The organism is Staphylococcus arlettae, assembly GCF_002902345.1.
Lineage (GTDB): Bacteria > Bacillota > Bacilli > Staphylococcales > Staphylococcaceae > Staphylococcus > Staphylococcus arlettae.
Genome location: NZ_PPQB01000019.1, coordinates 173,777 through 197,618, shown reverse-complemented (window position 1 = coordinate 197,618; position 23,842 = coordinate 173,777). Strand labels below are relative to the sequence as shown.

The 23,842-nt window shown below is 34.1% G+C and carries 20 protein-coding genes and 1 pseudogene; 3 read left to right on the top strand and 18 right to left on the bottom strand.

Annotated features, from left to right (window positions below):
• The first annotated feature begins 64 nt into the window (after nucleotides 1-64).
• Nucleotides 65-979, top strand: coding sequence for a DMT family transporter (locus CD036_RS09985; protein WP_021459594.1), 915 nt, complete (start codon nucleotides 65-67; stop codon nucleotides 977-979).
• Nucleotides 980-1,089: 110 nt separating this feature from the next.
• Here CD036_RS09985 and CD036_RS09980 read toward each other — a convergent pair whose 3' ends face one another.
• The 14 genes from CD036_RS09980 to CD036_RS09915 all read right to left on the bottom strand — a co-directional run bounded on the left by CD036_RS09980 (nucleotide 1,090) and on the right by CD036_RS09915 (nucleotide 17,178).
• Nucleotides 1,090-2,064, bottom strand: a complete 975-nt coding sequence (locus CD036_RS09980) for an alpha/beta hydrolase fold domain-containing protein (protein WP_103388554.1) — start codon at nucleotides 2,062-2,064, stop codon at nucleotides 1,090-1,092.
• A gap of 79 nt (nucleotides 2,065-2,143) precedes the next feature.
• Entirely contained in the window at nucleotides 2,144-2,659 is a 516-nt protein-coding gene (locus CD036_RS09975; protein WP_103388553.1) for a GNAT family N-acetyltransferase, read from the bottom strand.
• A 467-nt stretch (nucleotides 2,660-3,126) separates the two neighbouring features.
• Nucleotides 3,127-3,456, bottom strand: a complete 330-nt coding sequence (locus CD036_RS09970) for a thioredoxin family protein (RefSeq protein WP_103388552.1) — start codon at nucleotides 3,454-3,456, stop codon at nucleotides 3,127-3,129.
• Between the two features lie 114 nt (nucleotides 3,457-3,570).
• Nucleotides 3,571-4,107 (bottom strand): VOC family protein, encoded by a 537-nt coding sequence (locus tag CD036_RS09965; RefSeq protein ID WP_103388551.1) that lies wholly within the window; start codon nucleotides 4,105-4,107, stop codon nucleotides 3,571-3,573.
• Between the two features lie 501 nt (nucleotides 4,108-4,608).
• Nucleotides 4,609-6,684, bottom strand: coding sequence for a glucose-specific PTS transporter subunit IIBC (gene ptsG, locus CD036_RS09960; RefSeq protein ID WP_103388550.1), 2,076 nt, complete (start codon nucleotides 6,682-6,684; stop codon nucleotides 4,609-4,611).
• 208 nt (nucleotides 6,685-6,892) lie between these two features.
• Entirely contained in the window at nucleotides 6,893-8,281 is a 1,389-nt protein-coding gene (locus CD036_RS09955; RefSeq protein ID WP_103388549.1) for a YfcC family protein, read from the bottom strand.
• 282 nt (nucleotides 8,282-8,563) lie between these two features.
• The gene (locus tag CD036_RS09950) at nucleotides 8,564-10,306 is read right to left on the bottom strand and encodes a pyruvate oxidase (protein WP_103388548.1); all 1,743 of its coding nucleotides are present in this window, start codon (nucleotides 10,304-10,306) and stop codon (nucleotides 8,564-8,566) included.
• 94 nt (nucleotides 10,307-10,400) lie between these two features.
• Nucleotides 10,401-11,087, bottom strand: coding sequence for an LrgB family protein (locus CD036_RS09945; RefSeq protein WP_002509699.1), 687 nt, complete (start codon nucleotides 11,085-11,087; stop codon nucleotides 10,401-10,403).
• Complete coding sequence (locus CD036_RS09940) at nucleotides 11,087-11,473, bottom strand: CidA/LrgA family protein (RefSeq protein WP_103388547.1); 387 nt, start codon at nucleotides 11,471-11,473, stop codon at nucleotides 11,087-11,089. Before CD036_RS09940 ends, CD036_RS09945 begins: the two co-directional genes overlap by 1 nt.
• Nucleotides 11,474-11,694: 221 nt before the next feature.
• Complete coding sequence (gene cidR / locus CD036_RS09935) at nucleotides 11,695-12,570, bottom strand: cidABC operon transcriptional activator CidR (protein ID WP_002509701.1); 876 nt, start codon at nucleotides 12,568-12,570, stop codon at nucleotides 11,695-11,697.
• A gap of 158 nt (nucleotides 12,571-12,728) precedes the next feature.
• A complete protein-coding gene (locus tag CD036_RS09930) occupies nucleotides 12,729-12,932 on the bottom strand; it encodes a hypothetical protein (protein ID WP_002509702.1) in 204 nt (67 codons plus the stop codon).
• A 178-nt stretch (nucleotides 12,933-13,110) separates the two neighbouring features.
• On the bottom strand, nucleotides 13,111-14,544 hold the full coding sequence (nhaC, locus tag CD036_RS09925) for a Na+/H+ antiporter NhaC (protein WP_103388546.1): 1,434 nt from the start codon (nucleotides 14,542-14,544) through the stop codon (nucleotides 13,111-13,113).
• Nucleotides 14,545-14,745: 201 nt separating this feature from the next.
• Nucleotides 14,746-16,023: a hydroxymethylglutaryl-CoA reductase, degradative gene (locus tag CD036_RS09920; RefSeq protein WP_021459595.1), complete on the bottom strand. Its 1,278-nt coding sequence runs from the start codon at nucleotides 16,021-16,023 to the stop codon at nucleotides 14,746-14,748.
• 3 nt (nucleotides 16,024-16,026) lie between these two features.
• A complete protein-coding gene (locus CD036_RS09915) occupies nucleotides 16,027-17,178 on the bottom strand; it encodes a thiolase family protein (protein WP_103388545.1) in 1,152 nt (383 codons plus the stop codon).
• 102 nt (nucleotides 17,179-17,280) lie between these two features.
• Here CD036_RS09915 and CD036_RS09910 point away from each other — a divergent pair, with 102 nt between their 5' ends.
• On the top strand, nucleotides 17,281-18,450 hold the full coding sequence (locus CD036_RS09910) for a hydroxymethylglutaryl-CoA synthase (protein WP_002509706.1): 1,170 nt from the start codon (nucleotides 17,281-17,283) through the stop codon (nucleotides 18,448-18,450).
• 112 nt (nucleotides 18,451-18,562) lie between these two features.
• On the opposite strand, the gene CD036_RS09905 is transcribed toward CD036_RS09910, so the two are convergent.
• The 4 genes and pseudogenes from CD036_RS09905 to CD036_RS09890 all read right to left on the bottom strand — a co-directional run bounded on the left by CD036_RS09905 (nucleotide 18,563) and on the right by CD036_RS09890 (nucleotide 23,093).
• A complete protein-coding gene (locus CD036_RS09905; RefSeq protein WP_103388544.1) occupies nucleotides 18,563-19,096 on the bottom strand; it encodes a methylated-DNA--[protein]-cysteine S-methyltransferase in 534 nt (177 codons plus the stop codon).
• A 167-nt stretch (nucleotides 19,097-19,263) separates the two neighbouring features.
• Nucleotides 19,264-20,711, bottom strand: a pseudogene (locus CD036_RS09900) (MFS transporter).
• Nucleotides 20,712-20,821: 110 nt separating this feature from the next.
• Nucleotides 20,822-21,295 carry a hypothetical protein gene (locus tag CD036_RS09895; protein ID WP_002509709.1) on the bottom strand — a complete coding sequence of 158 codons (474 nt, stop codon included), beginning with the start codon at nucleotides 21,293-21,295 and terminating at the stop codon, nucleotides 20,822-20,824.
• Between the two features lie 157 nt (nucleotides 21,296-21,452).
• Nucleotides 21,453-23,093: an alpha-keto acid decarboxylase family protein gene (locus CD036_RS09890; RefSeq protein ID WP_103388543.1), complete on the bottom strand. Its 1,641-nt coding sequence runs from the start codon at nucleotides 23,091-23,093 to the stop codon at nucleotides 21,453-21,455.
• Between the two features lie 143 nt (nucleotides 23,094-23,236).
• Here CD036_RS09890 and CD036_RS09885 point away from each other — a divergent pair, with 143 nt between their 5' ends.
• Nucleotides 23,237-23,692 (top strand): MarR family winged helix-turn-helix transcriptional regulator, encoded by a 456-nt coding sequence (locus tag CD036_RS09885; RefSeq protein ID WP_021459596.1) that lies wholly within the window; start codon nucleotides 23,237-23,239, stop codon nucleotides 23,690-23,692.
• Nucleotides 23,693-23,842: the final 150 nt, after the last annotated feature.

The following is a 23,842-nucleotide window of genomic DNA, read 5'->3' as shown; positions in this document are numbered from 1 at the left end:
TTAAGTATTTTATCAAAAAATATCTGCTTATAATATAATTAACTTACATGATTGGAGATAAATGATGTCATATTTTTTTACTAAACGATTTCTTGGCATTTGTTTTGCTATTATTGGTGCAACATTTTGGGGGCTCGGAGGTACTGTATCTGATGAACTTTTTCGTCATCATGGTATTAATATGAACTGGTACGTCACGGCTAGACTAACCATTAGTGGAATTCTATTATTGTCGTTATATAAGCTTATGTATAGACGTCACTCACTATTTGCTATTTTCAAAAACAAATCAACCTTACTTGCATTGATGTTATTTTCAATATTGGGCATGTTGTTGGTTCAATATTCATATATGGCTTCAATCAATTATGGTAATGCTGCCGTTGCAACGTTATTACAATATATCGCGCCAGTCTACGTGATTATTTGGTATGTAATACGCAAAAAAGAAGTTTTGCAACTGTTTGATATTATTGCCATAGTATTAACTTTAACCGGTACATTTTTATTGTTAACGAATGGATCTATTAGCCAAATCGTTGTGGCCCCACCAAGTCTTATATGGGGTATAATTTCAGGATTATCGCTTGCCTTTTATACAATATATGCACCTAGACTGCTTAATAGTTTTTCTCCCATTTTAGTTGTGGGTTGGGCTATGATGCTGTCAGGTATACTCATGAATTTTCAAACACCTATTTGGCATTTCAACTATGAGAGTTTAAATTTTGCTACGATAAACTACTTACTATTCGGTATTATTGCTGGAACAACTATTGCTTTTTTCTTTTTCATCAATAGTTTGCAATATTTATCTGCCAAAGAAACTACGCTATACGGTACTATCGAACCAGTGGTAGCAGTAGTTGCCAGTGTTTTATGGTTAAAAATTCAATTTTTGCCATTCCAGCTTGTTGGTATGTTGTTAATTTTAATTTTGATAGTTATACTATCATTAAAAAAACAGCCTGACAGCTAAGAAAAATAAGGATTCAGTTGAACATTAGTAAGTTCACTGAATCCTTGTTTTTCTATATGTCTTAATTCTCTTAATCATATATCCATACTAGCTCATTAAGTAGTTTAATCTTAATGTTTACTAATAATATTTTTTAATTTTACTAATAGTTGTTGTCGTTCTGGTATAGGGAATATTTGATGAATATGGAATAACTTATAACCAGGTAAAAAGTCATGCGTAATATTTTGTTCATTTAACATATTGGACAATTTGACTGCATCCGGGTACAGTGTTTCTTTAGTTCCTATTGATATTGTAATATGACCTAAATCTGCTAAATCGCCATTAATCGGAGATACTTTCCAATTGCTGAGTGGTAAAGAGTCAGCCCATAATTTTAAGAAAAATTTACTGCCATCAATACCTAACATAGGATCTATATGTTCATATAATCTTGCTTGTGGATTACTAAATGTTGCATCCAACACTGGTGATAATAATACTAAATTGCTTGGTTGCGGTAATTGCAATTGTTTCAAATATTGCGCAAACGATAGCGTAAGTTGGCCACCAGCCGAATCACCCATTATCGTTAGTTGATGTGAATGTTCTACTTGATGCAACATCTTACTATATAGTGCCTCCAATAAGTCAAAAGTATCTTGGTAAGTCCCATGAGGTACCTTAGGATATATCGGCATAATGACTTTAGCATCCATTGTCGATGCTAATAAATCTATATATTCAAAATGTTGCTTTAATGGATTTTGGAACCATGCACCACCATGTAAATATAGTATAACGGGTTGCTGACGTGATTGTTGTTGATTAATCACATATACCGTCGAACCATGAACTTGTTCAATTAAAACTTCATTATTAAAATCATAGCTTGTCCCTTTATAAGGTGCTTTTGTCGTATTTTCAACTTGCTTTAAAGCTTGTTGAGCCGCTTCTACTGTCATAAAAGTACGTTTCATATTCGTTATACGAAACATAATTTCATATAAAAAACTAGAATAACTCCTTTTCTCTAGTATTTTAGCGTAACCGTAAGATGCTAAAAATGTTGCACTAGTAATAGCTATTAATTTTTTTATCATACATAAACCTCCATACAAACTATTACCTTTATTTTAACTAATTTTGCGATCAAATATTAGTCAAACCCCTTTAACGTTACTAAATACTCTCTATCACTTCACTCATTTGCCCTTCTAACAGTTTTGCCATATATAATTCATCATGATACAAACCATCCATATAAACTGATTCACGTTTTATACCTTCAATTTTAAATCCAATTTTTTCATAAAAATTGATAGCTGGGCTATTATAAGTAATAACCGTTAATTCTAAACGTCTTAATCCTCGGGACATAGCCCATTGTATACTTTCATTAAACATTTTTGTGGCAAATCCTTGTTGATGAAAATCTTCCATTAGTCCTGTATGTATATAACCAATATGTTTGATTTTTTTAATTTCACTAATATGAACAGATAAATAACCAACAATAGTATTATCATTTTGCTTTACACCGATATAGTAATTTTCTGCTAAATCTTGATATAGATTCGGAGATTCGAAAGTTCTTTCATCTGGCAAGTACAACATGTATTGTGATTCTTGATCTATTTTCTTCATACAATGATATAAGTTAATAGCTTCGTCTGGTGTTATACGTTCTATTTTCATCGTTAACCCCCATATTCTATTTGATAATACTTATATCATACATGATACAATTCAATTGTGAAACATTATATTTATTTTAGTGATGACCTGTAGTCGCAAAGGGAGTGGGACAGAAATCTGATTTTGAAAAAAGATTTCGTTGTCCCACCCCGGCAAGGATGACTAGTATTGTAAAAAGCTTGGTTTGAAGCGCATTTTCAATGCAGTCAGCTACTGCCCATATGAAAAGAGGTTTTGAATAAAATATGGAGTGGGACAGAAATCTGATTTTGAAAAAAAGATTTCGTTGTCCCACCCCGGCAAGGATGACTAGTATTGTAAAAAGCTTGATTTGAAGCGCATTTTCAATGCATTCACCTACTGCCAATATGAAAAGAGACTAGGACGAATCTATTTTGTCCTAGTCCCTACACTATATACACATAGTTTGAATTTTGTAAAAAAATAAAATGATTATAACACTTTCTCTAATGCTCTAAACTGTTATACATTAAAGATAATTGCTTTTCAAATTGTTGCATATCAATAAACCTGCCTTGACGATGCATTTCTTTGCCATTTAAAAAAATCAAATCTACAGGTACTGTAAATATTGTAAGTTCTCCTGCTATAGCTTCAACTTCACTTTGATTAATGATACCAAAAGCGACATTGGGATATTCACTAACTACACCTTCTATTTGAGGTAGCACTGCATGACAAACACTACAATTGTCTCTCATTACATGAACTACAGCAATTTCATGGTTATTTATAAATTGATAAAATGCTGTAACTGAATTTAAATTTATCGTCATTTCTTACACCTTCTTTTGTCAGCTATATTTTGTGAAACATTCATGACTTACGGTACAACTCACATATGCTTTCAGCGCAGCGGATTTTTTCAAAATAAGTTATGACATCTCACTTTAGTCATAAGTCTTTTGCGACTTTGGAATAAACACAGCACGTTCACTATTACCCGGGTAATAATATCCATGAGGCACTGTTTGTAATTCTATCAAACTCCCCCATGGAGTTTTAATGTACACAGTTTGATTATCTGCTGTGTCTTCGTATTTAGTATTGCTATGAGGTTCAGAAATAGGCTGTCCTCCCGCTTTTTTTACACGTTGCAATGCAGCTTCAAAATTATCAACATAAAATGAAATATGCGTAAAACCGATATCTTGTAATTGCTGTGCTGGTTGCTGTTGCGCATTTTCAAACTCGAACATTTCAATATTAGGTCCATTACCAAAAACCATCATACGTTTTTTGACAATTTGAGCCCCCGGTGTTAACCCAAGCACATATTCCACAAAACTTCCATCTCTTGGTGGTTCTAATTTTGTTTGGCTATCATATGCGATTTGTCCTTCTAACGCATCAGTAAAAAAACGTGTCGCATCATCAATATTAGGTACTGTCAAACCAATATGATTTATTCCTCTAGTTATAGACACCTTTAACACCTCTATCATCAAAGCTTGATTAATCTTACATTTTACCTTTATTTAAATCACATTACAGTTCAATTTCATTAAGCAAACGTCTAACTTATTATAGTTTTCTTCTATTTAATAAATATTTTTTACTGTCAGTATACAATTTGTACCTACCATAACATCGTAACTATAAATACACATTAATTCCGCTCATAGTTTTTCTACACACCATTTACAAATTATAATTCGTTGTCTATATTCTCATCTAATAAACTAAGCACAGCATTTTTAGAAAGATAACCAATGATAAATTAAAAGAGGTTGAGACAGTATTGATTAGTTCCAACCTCTTTTAATATTGGCAGTAGCTGACTGCATTGAAAATACGCTTCAAACCGAGCTTATTTCAACGCTAGTCACCCTTGCCGGGGTGGGACGACGAAATCATTTTTTCAAAATCAGATTTCTGTCCCACTCCCTTTTATCTATATTAATATTTTTTACATATTTAAAAGATAGTTACGCATTATCATTAACCGTTATAATAGTTTGTCCAACTGTAACAGGTTGTGCAGATTCTATAGTTAACGTTTGGTTTGTTAAGTTTGTAATTACAATAGGCGTAATAATACTTGGTGCATGCGCTTGAATATAATCTAAATCTATTTTGATCAATGGTTGTCCCACTTCTACATTGTCATCAGTCGTTACTAAATTTTCAAAGCCTTGTCCTTCTAACTTCACTGTATCTATACCTATATGAATTAAAACTTCTAAGCCTTCTGGCGTTTCTAAACCAATGGCATGAAGTGTCGGGAATATTGTTTTTACAGTTCCAGTAATAGGTGAAACTATCACATCATCTTTAGGGACAAAAGCTATACCATCTCCCATTAATTTATCTGCGAAAACTTGGTCAGGCACTGCTGTTAGAGGCATAATTTCACCGTTACCAGGTGCGCTAATGAGTGTCTCTGTACTATTAGTCGTTGGGACGTCAGTATCATTATCATCTTCTACCACTGTCGTTTCACTAGGTTTGGTAATTTCACCACTCATGATACGGAGTATATCATGTTTAATTTGATCAGACTTCGGCCCGAAGATAGCTTGCATATTATTACCTACTTCTAACACGCCTGAAGCACCGAGAGATTTTAAGGCAGCCACATCGACACTACTTTTTTCGTTGACTTCAACTCGTAAACGTGTAATACATGCATCCAAATGTTTGATATTCTTTTTACCACCCATTGCGTTCAACACATCAAATGGTAATGAAGCTACTGATGAATCTTTTGTTTCTGTTTCTTCATCTTCACGTCCAGGTGTTTTTAATTTAAATCGTTTAATAACAAAACTAAATAAGAAATAATAAATTATTGCATATACAATACCTACTGGAATAACTAATAGGGCATTGGTACGATCCCAGTTTAATAAACCATATAAAATATAATCAATAAATCCACCAGAAAATGTCATACCAATTTTGACATCTAATAAATGCATAACTAAAAATGATGACCCTGCAAGCAACACATGGACTACATATAATAATGGAGCCACAAATAAAAATGAAAATTCTAATGGTTCAGTGATACCAGTTAAAAATGATGTTAAACCAGCAGATAACATTAAGCCACCTACAATTTTTTTGCGTTCAGGTTTTGCGTTACAATAAATCGCATACGCTGCAGCTGGCAAACCAAACATCATAAATGGATACTTACCGGTAGTAAATGCACCCGCTGTAAATTCTACGCCATCTTTCATTTGTGCCATCCAAATACGTTGATCTCCTCGTACTAATTCACCGCTATGGCTGACGTACTGACCAAACTCAAACCAAAACGGAGCATAAAAGATATGATGTAAACCGAATGGAATTAAAGAACGTTCAATAATCCCAAAAATAAAAGTTGTTAATGTTAAATTTTTATTTAATAAGAAATTGGATAATTGATTTAATCCCTCTTGAATCGGTGGCCATACAAAGCTTAATAGTACACCCGTTACAATCGCTACAACTGAAGTAATAATTGGCACAAAACGTTTACCGGCAAAAAATCCTAAAAAGGCAGGTAACGTTATATTATAAAAGTTATTATAGCACCATGCTGCTAGAGCCCCCATGATAATACCACCAAACACTCCTGTTTGTAGGGTTGGAATGCCTAATATCAATACATTCTCTGGCTCTTTCGCTGCTTGACTCAGTGTTTTAGCACCATCAGCATAACTAAAAATATCATCGATAGTAATATTCATAACTTTACCCATAGTTGCATTCATAATTAAATAACCAACTAGCGCAGCTAATGCTGCTACACCGTCTCCACCTGCTAAACCTAAAGCTGTCCCTACAGCAAAAAGAAGTGGTAAATTATCAAAGATAATTTGTCCCGAGGATTCCATAATAGATGAAATAATAACAAATACTTCATGTTCTAACCAAGGTGCTATTGCAACAAGTTGTGCATTGTGCATTGCATTTCCCAATGCGAGTAAAATACCCGCTGCCGGCAATATCGCAACAGGTAACATCAAAGCCTTACCGATACGTTGCAATTGTCCGAAAAATCGTATAAACATAACCTACTAACATCCCTTCGAGTAAACATTATCGAAAACAAAAAAGGCATGAGCAAACAAAACTAAACTGTAATAGTATAGTTTCATTTTGCTCATGCCTGCCTTACCAGTAACACGCGTTTCGATAAATTTGTTAATAGTATACAATGAATTCAGTTTTAGCGCAATATCATTGCACTCATTTTATTAAAATATTTCATTACTAAATTTAATAATTTAACATTAACGCAATCGACATGGCAGCAATACAAATAAACACCCATAACACAATGACTTTCCATGCGAACTTCAACCATTGCACATAACTAATCTTAGCTACAGCTAATGCTCCCATTAATATTGCGGATGTCGGAAATAGAATATTACTAATAGCATCACCATATTGGAATGCTAACACTGTCATTTGACGATTGATATCTAATAAATCTGCAATTGGCACCATCAGTGGCATCGTAGTTAATGCTTGACCCGAGCCTGATGGAATAAAGAAGTTCAAGAAAAATTGAAAGACAAACATAACGATAATGACTATTGATGCTGGTACATCAGATAATACCGAAGACATGCCGTGAACTATAGTATCGATAACTTTCCCGTTCTCTAAAATTACGATAATACCTTTGGCAAAACCAACAATCATGGCACCAAATAAAATATCTTTCATTCCTTCTATCAAAGCATCAAATGTCCCATTGATACCTAAACCACCTATCAAACCAGCAAGCAAACCTGCTAATAAAAAATTGGCGCTCATTTCATTAAAAGACCACGAAAATTTGAAAATACCAAAAACATTTAGTGCAATCGTGCCAACAATTAACGCTAATCCTGCAGCTTGTCTTTTAGTAAATCTACTATATTCATATGTTTGGTTGGTGTTTTCGGCTTGTTCCAACTCCAACACTAAACTTTTAGACATGTCTTTTTTAACCTTAAAAGCATAGAGCATTACAGTAGTAATTGCCGCTGTTAAAACAAATAAATAGATTATCGTTCTTAAACCCCACCCAGAAAACATTGGGATCTCGGCAACCGTCTGTGCCACACCAACAGTAAATGGATTAAGCATTCCTCCCATAAAGCCACTTGCAGCACCTAATATCACAATAGATGTTCCTGTTAAGGCATCATAACCTAAAGTTCTAGCAATAATGATGCCGATGGGGACAAATATTATAGTTTCTTCTGCTAAACCAATTGAAAAACCTAAAATTGAAAAAATAGTCATTGTTAGTGGAATCATTAACACTTTAAAATTCCCTAACTGACTCATAACATATTTAACACCAGTCTCAAATGCGCCTGTTTTATGTACTATCCCAAACGCACCACCAACTAAAAATATGTAAAAAACAATCTCGCCGCCACTAATTAATCCTTCAGGAATTGCTCTAAAAATATCAAACAATGAACCACCTTGCTGTGCTACCTCTTTATAAGACCCCGAAATAACGAGTGTCTGACCATTTTTTTCTTCTCTATCATACTCCCCAGCAGGAATAATATAAGTGAGTAGACACGCAATTGTAATAATGCCCATTAATAACGCGTATGTATGAGGTGTTCTAAATTTCAACTGTTGTATCCAACGTTTCATACCTTTACCCCTTCCTCATCATTATTTCTTATCTATACCCTATGTGACTTAAAATATTAGACTCATTTTCTACTCATGATTAGCTGCTCTCTTTTATATTTTGTAAAATACAACAACACTTAAAGAGCAATTATTTTAGTATAAAAATAGGAAGAGAATTAAATGGAGCCATTTAATTCCCTTCCTTAAAATACTAGCTATTTCTTCTCTTTATTAAATGATCATGACGTAAACTTACTTTATTGGTAACACTACTACAACAACTTGTGCTATTTTTATTTATTAGAAAAATCTTTTAACTGCAGTAGAAAGTGGTGGAATTTCGTCTAAGTCTAATTTTTTATCCTCTGTAAGTGAACGATACGCCCAGACACCATAGTTGATTGCTTCGTCTGTTACTATTTTACCTGGTAAAGGCGCAGCGTTTGGATCAACATACACATTTACTATAGTTGGTTTTGTTTGTGACATAGCTTCTTCTACGATTTCGTCTATGCGATTAGGATCTTTCAACGTATAACCTACACCGCCAGCACTTTCAGCGAACATCGCTAAATCTACGTCAGTAAAATCAATTGCATACTCTAATTCTCCAGCAGCTTGTTGTTCATATTTAATAAATGATAACTCTTGGTTATTTAATACAAAGATAGTCATTGGCAAATCATATTGTACTGCTGTTGCAAAATCTTGCATAACCATTTGGAATGCACCGTCACCTGCAATACCAACTACTTGGCGGTTTGGATATGCACGTTTAGCAGCAATCGCACCTGGTAAAGCACAACCCATAGTACCTAACCAACTAGAAACAATAAATTTATTATTTACTGTTAAATCTAGGTAACGTGTTGACCATACTGTTGATGTACCTACATCAATTGAAAAGATTGCATCATCAGTTTTGACATGGTTAATCGCATCCATTAATCTTTCAGGTCGGATTGGACTGTTGTCATTTGCTTTATCTTCAGCCATCCAAGCATCCCAAGTTGCTTTACGTTCTAACGTTTTATTTAAGAAATCTCTATCTGACACATGGTTCATTGTATCAGTTAATTGTTGTAACGCGTACTTACTATCTCCTATAATACCAACATTTACATCAAAACGATGGCCAATAGCTTCTGGATTCGTATCTATTTGAATTGCTTTAATATTCTTCTTAGGCAAGTAATCTACATATGGATAATTAGTACCTACCATAATGAGCAAATCAGCATCTTGTATCGTTTGATAAGACGTTTTTGTTCCAATCTTACCTAAGTTACCAATGTTGTATGGGTGCGCATCAGCTAAAATACCTTTTGCAGGCAATGTGATAATTGTTGGTACTTTTGCCGTTTCGATAAATTCTTTCACTTCATCTTTAGCATGCTTAGCACCTGTTCCTAATAACATCACTGGACGTTTACTTTTATTGACTAATTTAGCAGCTTTTTTAATACTACGTGGCTTTGGATTAACCCGTGCTGGTGGTGCTGTATCTACTTTAGTATTTGTTGTATCTTTTACTTTTTGTGTTAATAGATTATTAGGTAAAACTAATACTGCCACACCTTTTTGTTCATACGCCGTTCGAATTGCTTCATTTACAATACCGAACACGTCTTTATCATTTTCCGTAATTTGACGGCTATAGGCAGCAACACCTTCAACCATTTTTAAAATATCAGTTTCTTGAAATGCTTTAGTTCCAAGTGCAGTACTATCTGTTTGTCCAGCCAAAATCAATTGAGGCACACTATCCATTTGGGCATCATACATACCATTTAATAAATGTACAACCCCTGGACCGCCAATACTTAAAGCAACACCTATTTTACCAGTAAGTTTGGTATAACTTGCTGCTGCCAAACTTGCTACTTCTTCATGTCTAACATGTACAAATTCAATACTATTTCGTTCTGTTCTTAAACTATCGACAACCGCATCTATTGAATCACCTGGAATGCCATACAAGTGATCGATATCCCAAGCTTGTAATGCTTTTACTAATGCTGTATTCCCTTTAATTTTTGCCATTTAAAAAAATCTCCTTTCATAAAGTCAATGTTACAAATTATAATTCCTTCAAAATTTCACTTCAACTTAATCGGGTTATAAGTCATTGAATGTTTTAGTATAAAAACAAAATAAATAATGGTATGAGCACCGAACTCAACACTGCTGTTAATATCATACCTATTGAACTAAACGCTCCCGATTCTATATCTAACTCTAATGCTTTTGCAGTACCAAAGGCATGTGAAGAATTACCATACGTTAAACCTCTAGCGATTGATGTTTGAAACTTAGCAAATTTCAATAGATAAGCGCCTAACATACTGCCAATTAAACCTGTAGTGATAATAAACAAAATAGTAATTGTATCCGTTCCGCCTAATTGATGTGATAACTCTATACCGACTGCTGCTGTAACTGAACGTGGTAGTATAGTAGCAATAACTTCTTTCGAATATCCTAGTAATTTTAATGAGAAAAAGATTAAAAAGAAATTTATCGTTACTGCAGCTACAACACTAGTAAAAATTATATTTGCATGTTTTAAAATTTTAGTTCTATTTTGATATAGTGGGTATGCCAAACAAACAACCGTACAATTAAGTAAGTAGTTAATCCACTGACCACCAACCATATAATCATCATAGCTTTTGCTAAACAGTAGCAGTAATCCAATAATAATTATGGAAGAAATCAATGCTGGATTTAGTAATGGATTTTTATATTTTAACTGTAATTTTTTGGCGAAAATATATGCGCAAATGGTGATTATAATCATTAACAAACCTTGCCAAATAATCATCAACTTTGCTCTTTTCTAATGTGTAATAAATTCGCCATTTTTTCTGCTATAAACCCTGAAATTAGTGCTACAGCACATGTTCCTGCAACTACTAATAAGAAGAATAATATAAAATGAAGATTTATTTCAGAAGTTATATCCATAATGCCAACTACTGATGGTACAAAGAAAAAGACCATTGTTCCAATTAAAAAATTAGCGCCATCACGAATCCATCTTTCTGGAATAATCTTAAATTGTAGTAATACAAAGAACAATATCAATCCAACAATACTACCTGCTATAGGTATGTGTAATGCTTTCTGCAGCACATTACCTAAAGATGTTATACCCATTAACAGAGCAACTTGAACTATAATTCTAATTGTTTTTAATGCAAACTGCATTAGCACCCATCCTTTAATTATTATTTACACTTCGTGTGTATCAATTACATATTAAGTGTAAGCCATATTTGCACATAATAAAAATATTGATTATAGATACTACCTATTACTTTTTTCTATGGAATCGTTTTCTTTCATAGTTGATCATAATAAAAACCTTGTGCCTTAAATATCACTAGTCACACTGTGATATTAAGTACTACAAGGTTTTTGACATTACTCTATAAACGTTGGCTCATAAAATCTATCCATTGACGTGTTGCATGACTTAAATACTTCTCTTTCTTCCAAATTACACCTAATTCCCATTTCATAGCACTATCATTGATATTAATATGTTTAAAATTACTATCTAACATGCGTACGATATTATCCGGTAAAATACTAACGCCTAAATGCGCATTAAGTAAATTTTCAATGAAGTTCCACTGTGATATCTTAGAAATTGTTTTAGGTATAAATCCTGCATTTTTAGCTGCTTCTCTAATCTTATCGTTTAAATAAAAGTCCTCGTTAAATAAAATAAAATCTTCATTTGCTAACTCTTTCATTTCTACTGTTTTACGATGGGCTAAGTGATGTTCTTTATTAAGTACTAACTTTAAATCTTCTTGGTACAAAGGGATTGAGTTAAATATCGTACCATCTACTGGCAAGGTGGTAATACCAATATCAATTTCATCATTTGCAAGCTGTGATTCAATCATTTTTCCACCATTTTCTACTAAATTATAGGTGATATTGGGGTATAATTTATGAAACTCGCCTAATATCTGGATAAATTTATTCATATTCATCACTGCCGATAAACCGATACTAATATGCCCCGTTTCTAATCCTAATAAACTATTAATTTCTACCGGTAAATTATTATATAGCGCTAATATTTCTTTACACTTTTGATAAAATACTTGCCCAGCATCTGTTAATTTCAATTCTCTTTTACTTCTATCAAACAGTGGCATACCTAATTCTTTTTCTATGTCTTTAACTGCTTTGCTGATTGTCGGTTGCGCTATGTACAATGATTTTGAGGCATTCGTCATACCACCTTCGTTTACTACTTCCACGAAGTAACTCATTTGTTTAATATCCACTGATTACACCTACTTTATATCTTTAGTTATGGTTATTGGTTATATTGATTTTAGCATGAGCTATACCTTTTTAAATGTAAAACACTCATTGTATTAGCAATTCAAGCTTCTACTTATACAATACACCTAAACTCGCCACATCTATTAGCAGCTTTATTTTAATATTGTAAGGCGTCTATTTGTTCTAAACGCATAGTTGAGCCTTGATTATATAATACAATGATGGCTATTACTAAAATGACCAAGCTGAGTAAAATGAGTCGTCGTCCCTTAATTGTTAAATCTTTAAATATGGCTAATATCAATATGATAACAAGTAAACAAAATAGTGCATAAGCTATAAACATAAGTAAAGTTCCCATATTATTTTCTTCCTTTGGTGTTATTTAACACAATTATATTTGTTGTTATCATTTTGAGTCGAGGTACCCGAGACCTATCTTTTGTAACTAAAAAGTAGGTCCTGCAATGAAATATTTATCATCCAATTGCACGAACCTACTATTGTAATTTTTGTCTAACATTGTTAATACTACGAGATTATGCTAAATCACCTTTAGTAATTGTATCGTCTTCACTATCTTTAAGTTTAATAATTTTAAATCCAATAAATCCGAAAATGATTGAAATTATTGGTACTGTATAATTTAGCACCGCAAATGGCGCATATTCCATAACTGATACACCTAATGTCGATGCAATAAACACACCACATGTATTCCATGGCACAAATACACTTGTTAATGTTCCACCATCTTCTAATGCTCGTGATAGATTTTTAGCGTGCAACTGTCGTTCTTTAAATGTGGATGCATACATTCTTGAAGGTACAATAATTGAAATATATTGTTCTGAACATGTACAGTTCGTTCCTATGCAGGCAATAATAACTGAAGCAATCAATGATCCTGTATTTTTAGCAAACTTTAATACTACTGCAATTAATGATGATAGCATTCCCGAATATTCGAGTACCCCTCCAAAAGTCATTGCTACAATAGTTAACGAAATCGTATAAAACATAGATTCTAAGCCACCACGATTAAATAACTCATCGATAAGACTATTTCCTGAATCGATTTTATATCCTGTTTGTAACGCTGTTAATGCTTCAGTCAAACTACCACCCTGTACAAATATTTGGGCAAAAAATCCTAATACTATACCTACCGAAATTGCGGGTACAGCTGGAACTTTTAATACTACTAGTAAAATTACCACCAATGGCACAAGCAGTAGCCACGGTGTAATTATAAATTGATCATTCATAGTAGTTAACATGTTATTTATTTTTTCTGCATTCATAGCTGTTTTATCTAAACGGAAGCCTATAATGCCAAATACTGCTAAAGCAATAATTAATGCTGGAATCGTTGTATACATCATGTGTTTAATATGGTCAAATAACGGCACTTTAGTTAAACCTGATGCCAAGTTTGTCGTATCTGACAATGGACTCATTTTATCGCCAAAATAAGCACCACTTATGACTGCACCTGCAATCATACCTGGTGAGATTCCCATACTTAAACCTATCCCAATTGATGCAACCCCCACTGTAGCCATCGTAGACCAACTGCTACCTATTGCTAATGAGACTATGCCACATAAGATTACCACTATCGCTAAGAAATAACGTGGATCAATCATTTGTAAACCATAATAAATCATCGTTGCAACTACACCACTACCAATCCAAGATCCTATTACTAGTCCTACTAAAATAATGATGATAATAGCCGGTAAGGCATGCCTTATACCTTTGTATAACATCTCCTCAACCTCAGCATATTTATAACCATGTAGTAAGGTAACAATTACTCCAGTAGCTGTTCCTATCATCAATGGAATATGTGGTTCTTTTTCTAGTACAGCGACTGTAAATAACATACAACCAATCATTACGAATAAGGTCAATAATGCAGATCCAAGACCTAATTCTTTTTTCTGAATATTTCGATTTTTAAGTTTCATAAACGCCACCCCTTGTGTTTACTTAGCACTATGATACTTAAGTTAGAGACTATTCGCAACTCGCTATTCAACACAAATGATTCGTGGACAATGAATTATCGTACTAGTAACTAGCAAAAACGCATAATTTCAGCTGTTGTGAAAACTTATTTCACTAACATACTAAAATTATGCGTTATTAAAGCTCATATGCTAATTATTTTATTGTGTTCTATAAGTTTGCAAAATTTCTTCTGCTACTGCTGCATTAGCTTGAGGTGCCTGTTTTAAAGCATCGGCAACATAGGCAATTTCGTCACCTTGTGCACCTACAACGATGGCTAGTGATTTATACTGCAAACTCATATGCCCTTGTTGAATTCCTTCTGATACAAGCGCTCTGCACGCAGAAAAGTTTTGCGCTAAACCAACAGCAGCTACTACATGACCTAATTCGCGCGCTGATTGTACATTTAATATATCTAATGATGCCTTTGCTATAGGCAAGACATTGGTACCACCACCAACCGTTGCTAATGTCATTGGTACTTCTATTGTGCCGATCAATCTATTACGAGAACTATCATAGTCCCAAGTTGCAAGCCCTTTATAGTGACCATCTTTGCTCGCGTATGCATGTGCACTTGCCTCTGCGCCACGTGTATCATTTCCAGTGGCTAGGACTACCGCATGGATTCCATTCATTACACCTTTATTGTGTGTTGCAGCACGATGAATATCTACTTGAGCTAACGTAGATGCCCGCGCCATACGACGAGCGACTGTTGGACCATCAAAATCACCTTTAGCTAAGTCTGCAACATCAATTTCACCTGTTACTTTAACTACAGATGCCGTGGCATGATTGGATAAAATACTCATAAGGACATCACTGTTATCAATTTCACTCGTCAAATAAGCAGTAATACCTTCTAATATTGTATTTAACATATTAGCACCCATCGCATCTTGAGTATCAACAAAGACCTTTAACGATAACAACTGCTCCGCAGGAAATGTATCAATTTCAATGCGGCGATAACCACCGCCACGTTTAATAATCGATGGATACACTTCGTCAGCAATGCGTTTAATTTGTGTTTCATGAGATTGGATAGTCATGGCAAGAGCTTCTGTATCTTCTACACCATCAAATACGATTTGACCAATCATTAAGCGTTCACTCGACACCACATTAAAGCCGCCTGTTTTATTGACTAATTTAGCGCCATAACTTGCTGCAGCCACAACTGAAGGTTCTTCTACCATCATAGGTACTGCATAATCAACTTGATCCACTTTAATATGTGGCAAGACTCCAACAGGTAGCGCACCTTGTCCAATAACATTTTCAATCAAACTATTGGCTATATCTTCTTGGATCAGTGGATGATTGAGTAATAACTCCTTGTTTTCAAGTGATAAATAGCCTTGATTCGCTAACATATCTAATTTATCTGCTCTCGATAAATGTCTAAATGATTTATCTAATACACTCATAGCTTATTGTCCTTTCTCAACTAATAATGCGATACCTAGGCCGCCACCGATACACGCTGTTGCTACACCTGTTTGTTTTTGTTCTTGTGCTAATATATTTACTAATGTTGTGACTAATCGTGTACCACTGGCACCAATAGGGTGACCTAGCGCTATTGCACCGCCATATACATTTAATTGGTCATCTTTAATATTTAAATTTTGTTGTACTGGTATACTTTGCGCCGCAAAAGCTTCAGTCATTTCAACAATATCAATGTCTGTAATTGACTTATTACTTTTTTCTAATAATTGTTCAACAGCATAATAAGGTGCATATCCCATATAACGCGGGTCACAGCCTACTTCAGCATATTCGCCTAAGATACCTAAAATTTCGTAACCCTGATCTTTAGCATATGTCTCTTCCATTAAAATAATTGCAGAAGCTCCATCGTTGATACTTGAAGCATTACCACCAGTTACCGTACCATCTTCTTTAAATATCGTCTTTAACGTGCTCAATTTTTCGACACTACTATTGCCTCTAATACCTTCGTCTGTAGTCATCCATTCGCCCTCTACATCTTTCAACGGAACGATTTCATTATCAAATTTACCGTTTGTAGTAGCTTCATGTGCTTTAAGTTGAGAAGCATGGGCAAATTCATCTTGCTGCTCTCGCGTTATATTATATTTTTGGGCAATATTTTCAGCAGTAACACCCATAGGTACTTGATCAAATGCATCTGTTAATCCATCATACATAAAACTATCAACTGGTTTTTCGTCTTCATTTAATAATAACTTAGGTGCATTAGTCATGCTTTCAACACCACCAACTGCAACTACTTTCGCTTCACCTAGTTGAATCAATTGTTTACCTAAGATTATTGACTTCAAACCAGAACCACAGACTTCATTTATTGTCATACCAGGCGTAGTATTGGGAATTCCTGCATTAATACCGATTTGACGAGCAGGATTTTGACCATTACCACTTTGTAAGACATTACCAAATATAACTTGTTCTATTGCTTCTGGCTTTAAATTAATCGCTTGTAATGCTGCACTTAAAGCTTTCGTACCAAGCTCTACAGCTGAATAATTACTTAATTTCCCTCTGAATCTTCCAATTGGTGTTCGTTTTGCACTTACAATTGCTATCTTTTTCATATAAATTCTCCGTTTCTATATTCTTTTAAATGTTTGTATTTCATTACTTTATTTTGGTATGATACAATTGCTTATTTATAAAAAGAAAGGTGTCGATACGCAATGACGATCGGTATAGACCAAATCGATTTTTATGTTCCAAAATTTTATGTAGATATGGCTAAACTTGCTGAAGCACGCAATGTTGAACCAAACAAATTTTTGATTGGTATAGGCCAAACTGAAATGTCAGTTAGTCCTGTCAGCCAAGATATTGTTTCTATGGGCGCAAATGCTGCGAAAAACATAGTAACTGAAGAGGATAAGAAACAAATCAGTATGGTTATCGTAGCTACAGAATCTGCAATTGACTCTGCAAAAGCCTCAGCTGTACAAATCCATAATTTATTAGGTATCCAACCATTTGCACGATGTTTTGAAATGAAAGAAGCTTGTTACGCTGCAACTCCAGCTATTCAATTAGCTAAGGACTATCTTGCTAACCGTCCAAACGAAAAAGTGCTCGTAATCGCAAGTGATACTGCACGTTATGGTTTAAATTCTGGTGGTGAGCCAACACAAGGTGCTGGCGCTGTAGCAATGATGATTACACATAACCCACGTATTCTTGCATTCAATGATGATGCAGTTGCATATACTGAAGATGTTTATGACTTTTGGAGACCAACAGGTCATAGTTATCCATTAGTTGACGGTGCATTATCAAAAGATGCTTATATTCGTTCATTCCAACAAAGCTGGACAGAGTATGCTAAACGTACCAATAAAACATTAGCTGACTTCGCTTCATTATGTTTCCATGTTCCATTTACTAAAATGGGTAAAAAAGCACTGGATTCAATTTTAACAGATGAAATCAGTGATGAAACAAAAGAACGTCTAACTGAAGGCTATGAAGCAGCTACATATTACAATCGTTATGTAGGTAATATTTATACTGGTTCTCTTTATTTAAGCTTAATTTCATTATTAGAAACTCGTACTTTTGAGGCTGGTCAATCTATTGGCTTATTCAGTTATGGTTCTGGCTCAGTCGGTGAATTTTTCAGTGGCACACTTGTTGCTGGTTACCAAGATGCATTAAACATTGATGGCCATAAAGCACTTTTAAATAATCGTACAGAACTATCAGTAGCAGATTATGAAAGTTATTTCGCCCGTTTTGATAACTTAGAATTCAACCATGACATTGAGTTAGCCGATGAACAAAATGCGATTTTCTACCTGAATGAAATCAATGACAACATCCGTCATTATAATACCTTAAATTAACGTTAAAATCACTGAATAACATTATATCCATTATTTTATTTCAGTCTTACTATTTATTCAATAAAAAACACGTCCTTAAGCAAAGGGCGTGTTTTTTCATATTGTTTATAATTTAAGGTTTCGTACTATGCTTCGGACGATATAATGGTGCCATTTCTACAGTTTCTATTTCCAATAACTTAATCTTTTTATCTATGCCGCCACCATAACCAGTTAGACTACCATCAGCACCAACTACACGGTGACATGGGATTAAAATACTAATAGGATTACTACCTACCGCACCACCAACTGCTTGTGCTGACATTTTATCTTTCCCTTTTACTCTTGCTATTTTGTCTGCAATTTCACCATACGTCATTGTTTCACCTGAAGGAATTGTAGTTAAAATCTCCCACACTTGCTCGCGAAATGCGGTGCCAGTTGGTTTCAAAGGGAAATCAATGGTAGGATTATCACCTTGAAAATAGTGATCTAACCATGTACGTACTTGCTGAAAAATGGGTTGTTCCTGTGCAACGACTTTGTCATTTAACTTACGTTCATAGTCAGACTGATTATCAAACCATAACCCTGTAATATGAGTACCATCGGTTGTTATCGTTAATACGCCAACTGGTGAGGAATAATTCATTTTATATTGCATAGTGTGACCTCCTTATTCACTTTTATAGTAATGCTTTTTGGTTTTTAAGTAAAATACAAAGCTAACTATAAATATTATGAAATTCAAAGGACAGTAAGATTCCTCGTTATATACATTCATGATACCCATCTAGCCGAAACACTTCACTTAATGACTCAATGTTCAACTTACTTTACAGGTTCTTCATTAGTTGTATAGCTAGAATTCGTGTTTTGTTCTCTACCTGTGTTAGGTAGCACCAAAGTACTAACAACTATTGCACTGCCAATCAAACACGTGCCTACAATGAAACTTACACTTGCCGCTAAATGTACACTATATCCTGCTACACTTAATCCAGTATAGATTGACGTAATAATCGCAATACCAAATGCACCGCCTAGTGTTGAACCCATTTTAAAAATACCAGATGCAACACCAATTTTTTCGGATGCTGTTGTTGAAACTGCGGTACTAAGCGCAGGTGTAGCAAAAAATCCTGTCCCTGCACCAAAGAAAATTGTAGCAATCAATGTCAAAATAATATAAAATGTCGAATCTATAAACGTAATAGACATCAATAATACACCAAAACCAGTACAGATAGGACCGAACACCATAGCCCTTTTAGCACCGAATTTTTTAATACTCTTTTCACCAAGTCGTACTACTAACAGTAAAGCAATCAAATAAGGTAACGTAATTAATCCTGCGCTAAAACCACTTAAGCCATGACCTGCCTGTGCATAAATATTAATTAACGCAATCACACCAACCCCTGTATTCAATAAACAGTTAGAAACTACCGCACCTACATATGAACGATTTTTAAACAATGTTAAATCCATAAAAGGAATCGCTTTACGCTTTTCAACAGCAATAAAAATAACAATACTTATGACAAACGTTGCTGCTAAAATAATAGTAATAATGTTTGACCATCCAATTTTATTACCTTGCGTAATTACAAAGCTTATACTGCCAATCATAAGTACAAAAATCACTAACCCTACATAATCAAAAGGTGTGTTTTGTTGCTTTTCTTTGTGCTGTTCTGGTAAAGATTTAATTAAAAACAGTGCTATAATTGCACCTATAATAGACATGACAAAAATCATTTGCCAAGAAGTAAATGTTGCAATGGCACCTGCGAAAAATGAAGCTAGACCAGTACCACCGAAAGAACCAATAGACCAATAACTTAAAGCCTTTTGTCGTTCTTCTCCTTCAAAATAATCATTTATCATCGCAATAGTTGTCGGCATGATAATAGCAGCTGATAGACCTTGTAGCGCTCTACCTAGCAGTAATAATACAGCATTGCCTGTAATAATAATGGCAATCGAGCCTATAATACTTAAGATCAATGCCACACGTGTCATTTTCACCTTGCCCACTCTGTCAGAATATTACCCCCAACAACCATAAATACGCCTGTAACAAACGATGTTAAACTTATTGAGATATTAATGATATTCGGACTGACCGGATATGTTTTTTGAACATTTGGCCCTATATTTAAAAACGCTTGTGCAAATAACCAATACGTTAAGATAGATAACATAATGGCTATGATAAGTTGACGACCTGAAATCTTTTGGTTTGTTCTGGTTGCATTACTTTCGTTTACAGTCATGATACATCCCCCAATGTTTAGACCTGAACTATTATTAATTTCCAGAAATCTTTTTTGAAAATTCAGTCTTTTTAGTATATACTACTTCGATATACTTGTCCAAAAAAAATTTATTTGTTATAAAAATTATATAATTTAAAATCTTTTTCTTTTGCATATTCTAATGCTAATGTTTCTAAAATATTGATTAGTGCTGGATTTTCTTTGACTTCAATGTATTGTACTTTTAAATTATAATCTTCAGCTTTTATAGCTTTTGCATCATCTACAACTAAATCATTATCTAGTGCATATGCTCTTTTAAACCTTAAAGTTCCAGCATCAGACTTTAAATTATATTGACCTAACTTATCACATAAATCTTTTTTAGCACGTTGATGATTATTTAAATATCCTCCTGCTTGTCCTACAAAAACTGGCTTTTTATGGGCATTAAAAATAACATAAATTCCATATTTTTCTTGTAATTGCAATCTACTATCTTTATCAAAAGACATCGCCTTTTTCTTATTATATTTAAACAATTTACTTAGTTTTTTATCGTAAAGTTCTAACAACTCTGCAATCTTTTTATTACCTTTCATAAAAAATCCCCCTTATAACAACTTTAATGTTAATTATATAGTGCAATAACATTTATAAAAATTCAACTTTTTATATTGGACACAGTGTACTATATTTAATATAAAAACAGCAACTAACTATGTGAGATTAACACATTGTTAGTTGCTGTTTTTATCATTATTTATTTTGTTGTGCAAATACCTTACTGATGCTACGTAATTTCTCTGGTGCATCATCTCTGTGCATTTTCACTTCTACAAAATGCATTTGGTTTGAATTTGCAGTAATAACATCAAAAGTACGTTGTAACTCTTGTGGTGTATTCACCTCGTGAAGTGCAACATCTGTACCTCCAAATACTTGAGGTAAAGCTTTGTAGTCCCACATATGAATATCATTGTATAGTGCATTTTCTCCATGAATCATCCGCTCTACTGTATAACCATCGTTATTAATAACAAAAATAATTGGTTTTAAATGATAACGGATCATTGTCGATAAAGCTTGCACAGTTAGTTGTAGCGAGCCGTCCCCAATTAACAAAATATTTCTTCGCTTCGTATCTGCTATTTGTGATCCTAATGTTGCTGGTAAGGTGTAACCAATAGATCCCCATAAAGGTTGTCCTATAAACTTATTATTAGCATGGAGCCATAGATCATAAGCACCAAAAAATGATGTACCTTGTTCAGCAATGACAACATCATTTGGCTGTAAAAATGTTTGCATCATAGCAAAGTAAGTGGCTTGAGTTAATGGTTCTTTGTTAGTTGTATCTACCTGTATATTAGTATCTCTCCGCTTCGACACTGTTGGATTATGACGATACTTAACCTTTTGTAAACTAGTGATAATAGCAGGTAATGTTAAATCTGTACGTTGTTCTGTATTTATTTTAGTATTATGATGATTTAACATTATTACATCGTCAATATCAAATTGATAAGAGAAACCAGCAGATGCCGAATCAGTAATCTTTGCACCAATATTTAAAATAGCATCACTTTGATCTACGTAATCTCTAATATTATCTTTAGCTACACTGCCATCATAAATACCTAAATAATAATCACTTTCCTCATTAAAAGCCCCTTTCCCTAAAGATAGCTGCACAACTGGTATACCAGTTGTTTTGACGAAGTCTTCCATTTCTGACTGCAAACCAAAACTATTAATTTCATGTCCAGTAATAATTACTGGTTGTTTAGCGTTTTGTAATTGACGTTCAATTGCCGCTACCAATTCATTATCTGCAGCATTTTCCATCGGCAGTAATTGAAATGACTCTTTAATATCGATTTCTGTTGCTGCAACATCAATTGGTAAATGTATGTGCACAGGTCTTTTATTATTGACCGCTGCTTGTATTAAACGTGGTATTTCTGAAGGTGCATTCTCCGACGTAATGTACCCTTGTGCAGTAGTAATAGGTTCAAACATTTTACGATAATCGTCGAAATTCCCCTCTCCAAGAGAATGATGAACAAATTTTCGCGCTTGTTCTACTGATGTTGTAGGTGCTCCTGTTATTGCAATTACTGGTACTCGTTCTGCAAAAGCACCTGCTATACCGTTAATTGCACTCAATTCACCGACGCCAAACGTGGTAATCAAAGCTCCTAAACCATTAATACGGGCATAGCCATCTGCTGCATAACTAGCATTTAATTCATTGGTATTGCCAATCCAAGACACATGTTCATGGTCAATAACGTCATCTAGAAATGTTAAGTTAAAATCTCCAGGAACTCCAAATATCTCCTCGACACCTGCGTTGTATAGTGCATCAATCAAATATTGTCCTACTCGCATTTTCATAATTCATTCCACCTTTACATAGTCCTTACAACATCTATCATATGCACCTCTACCAAAAAGGTCAACTACATTGACTTAATAATGACGACTATCGGTATTTTTACTATAATGAGAAAACACTTGCTAATAAAGGACGTATGCTTATGACAAAAAATAGCGATTATGAACACATGCTTTTTTATTTCGCTTATAAAACTTTTATAAATGCTGCTGATGAAATTATTGAACAATCAGGTATGAACCGTCAGCACCACCGTTTTCTTTTTTTTATCAATAAATTACCAGGAATTACAACAAAACAATTATTGAAAGTATTAGAAATTTCTAAACAAGGTTCGCATAGTACTTTAAAAACTTTAAAAGCAAAAGACTTAATTTATGAACAACCTGCACCAGATGATAGACGTGTTAAGCAACTATTTGTTACTGATACTGGTGCCGAACTAGTTACAAAATTGAATAGCGCCCAAAATAAATTAATGCAAGAAGTTTTTGATCAATATGGTAACGATTGGTACGATATTATGGGCAAACTAGCCGAATATCGTGAAGGTTTTCAAGATATTAAACCTTTAATTGATCGAGATGGTCACACTTAAAAGGGAGTGGGACAGAAATCTGATTTTGAAAAAATGATTTCGTCGTCCCACCCCGGCAAGGATGACTAGCGTTGAAAAAAGCTTGGTTTGAAGCGCATTTTCAATGCAGTCAGCTACTGCCAATGTGAAAAAGGTTTCGAATAAAACTTC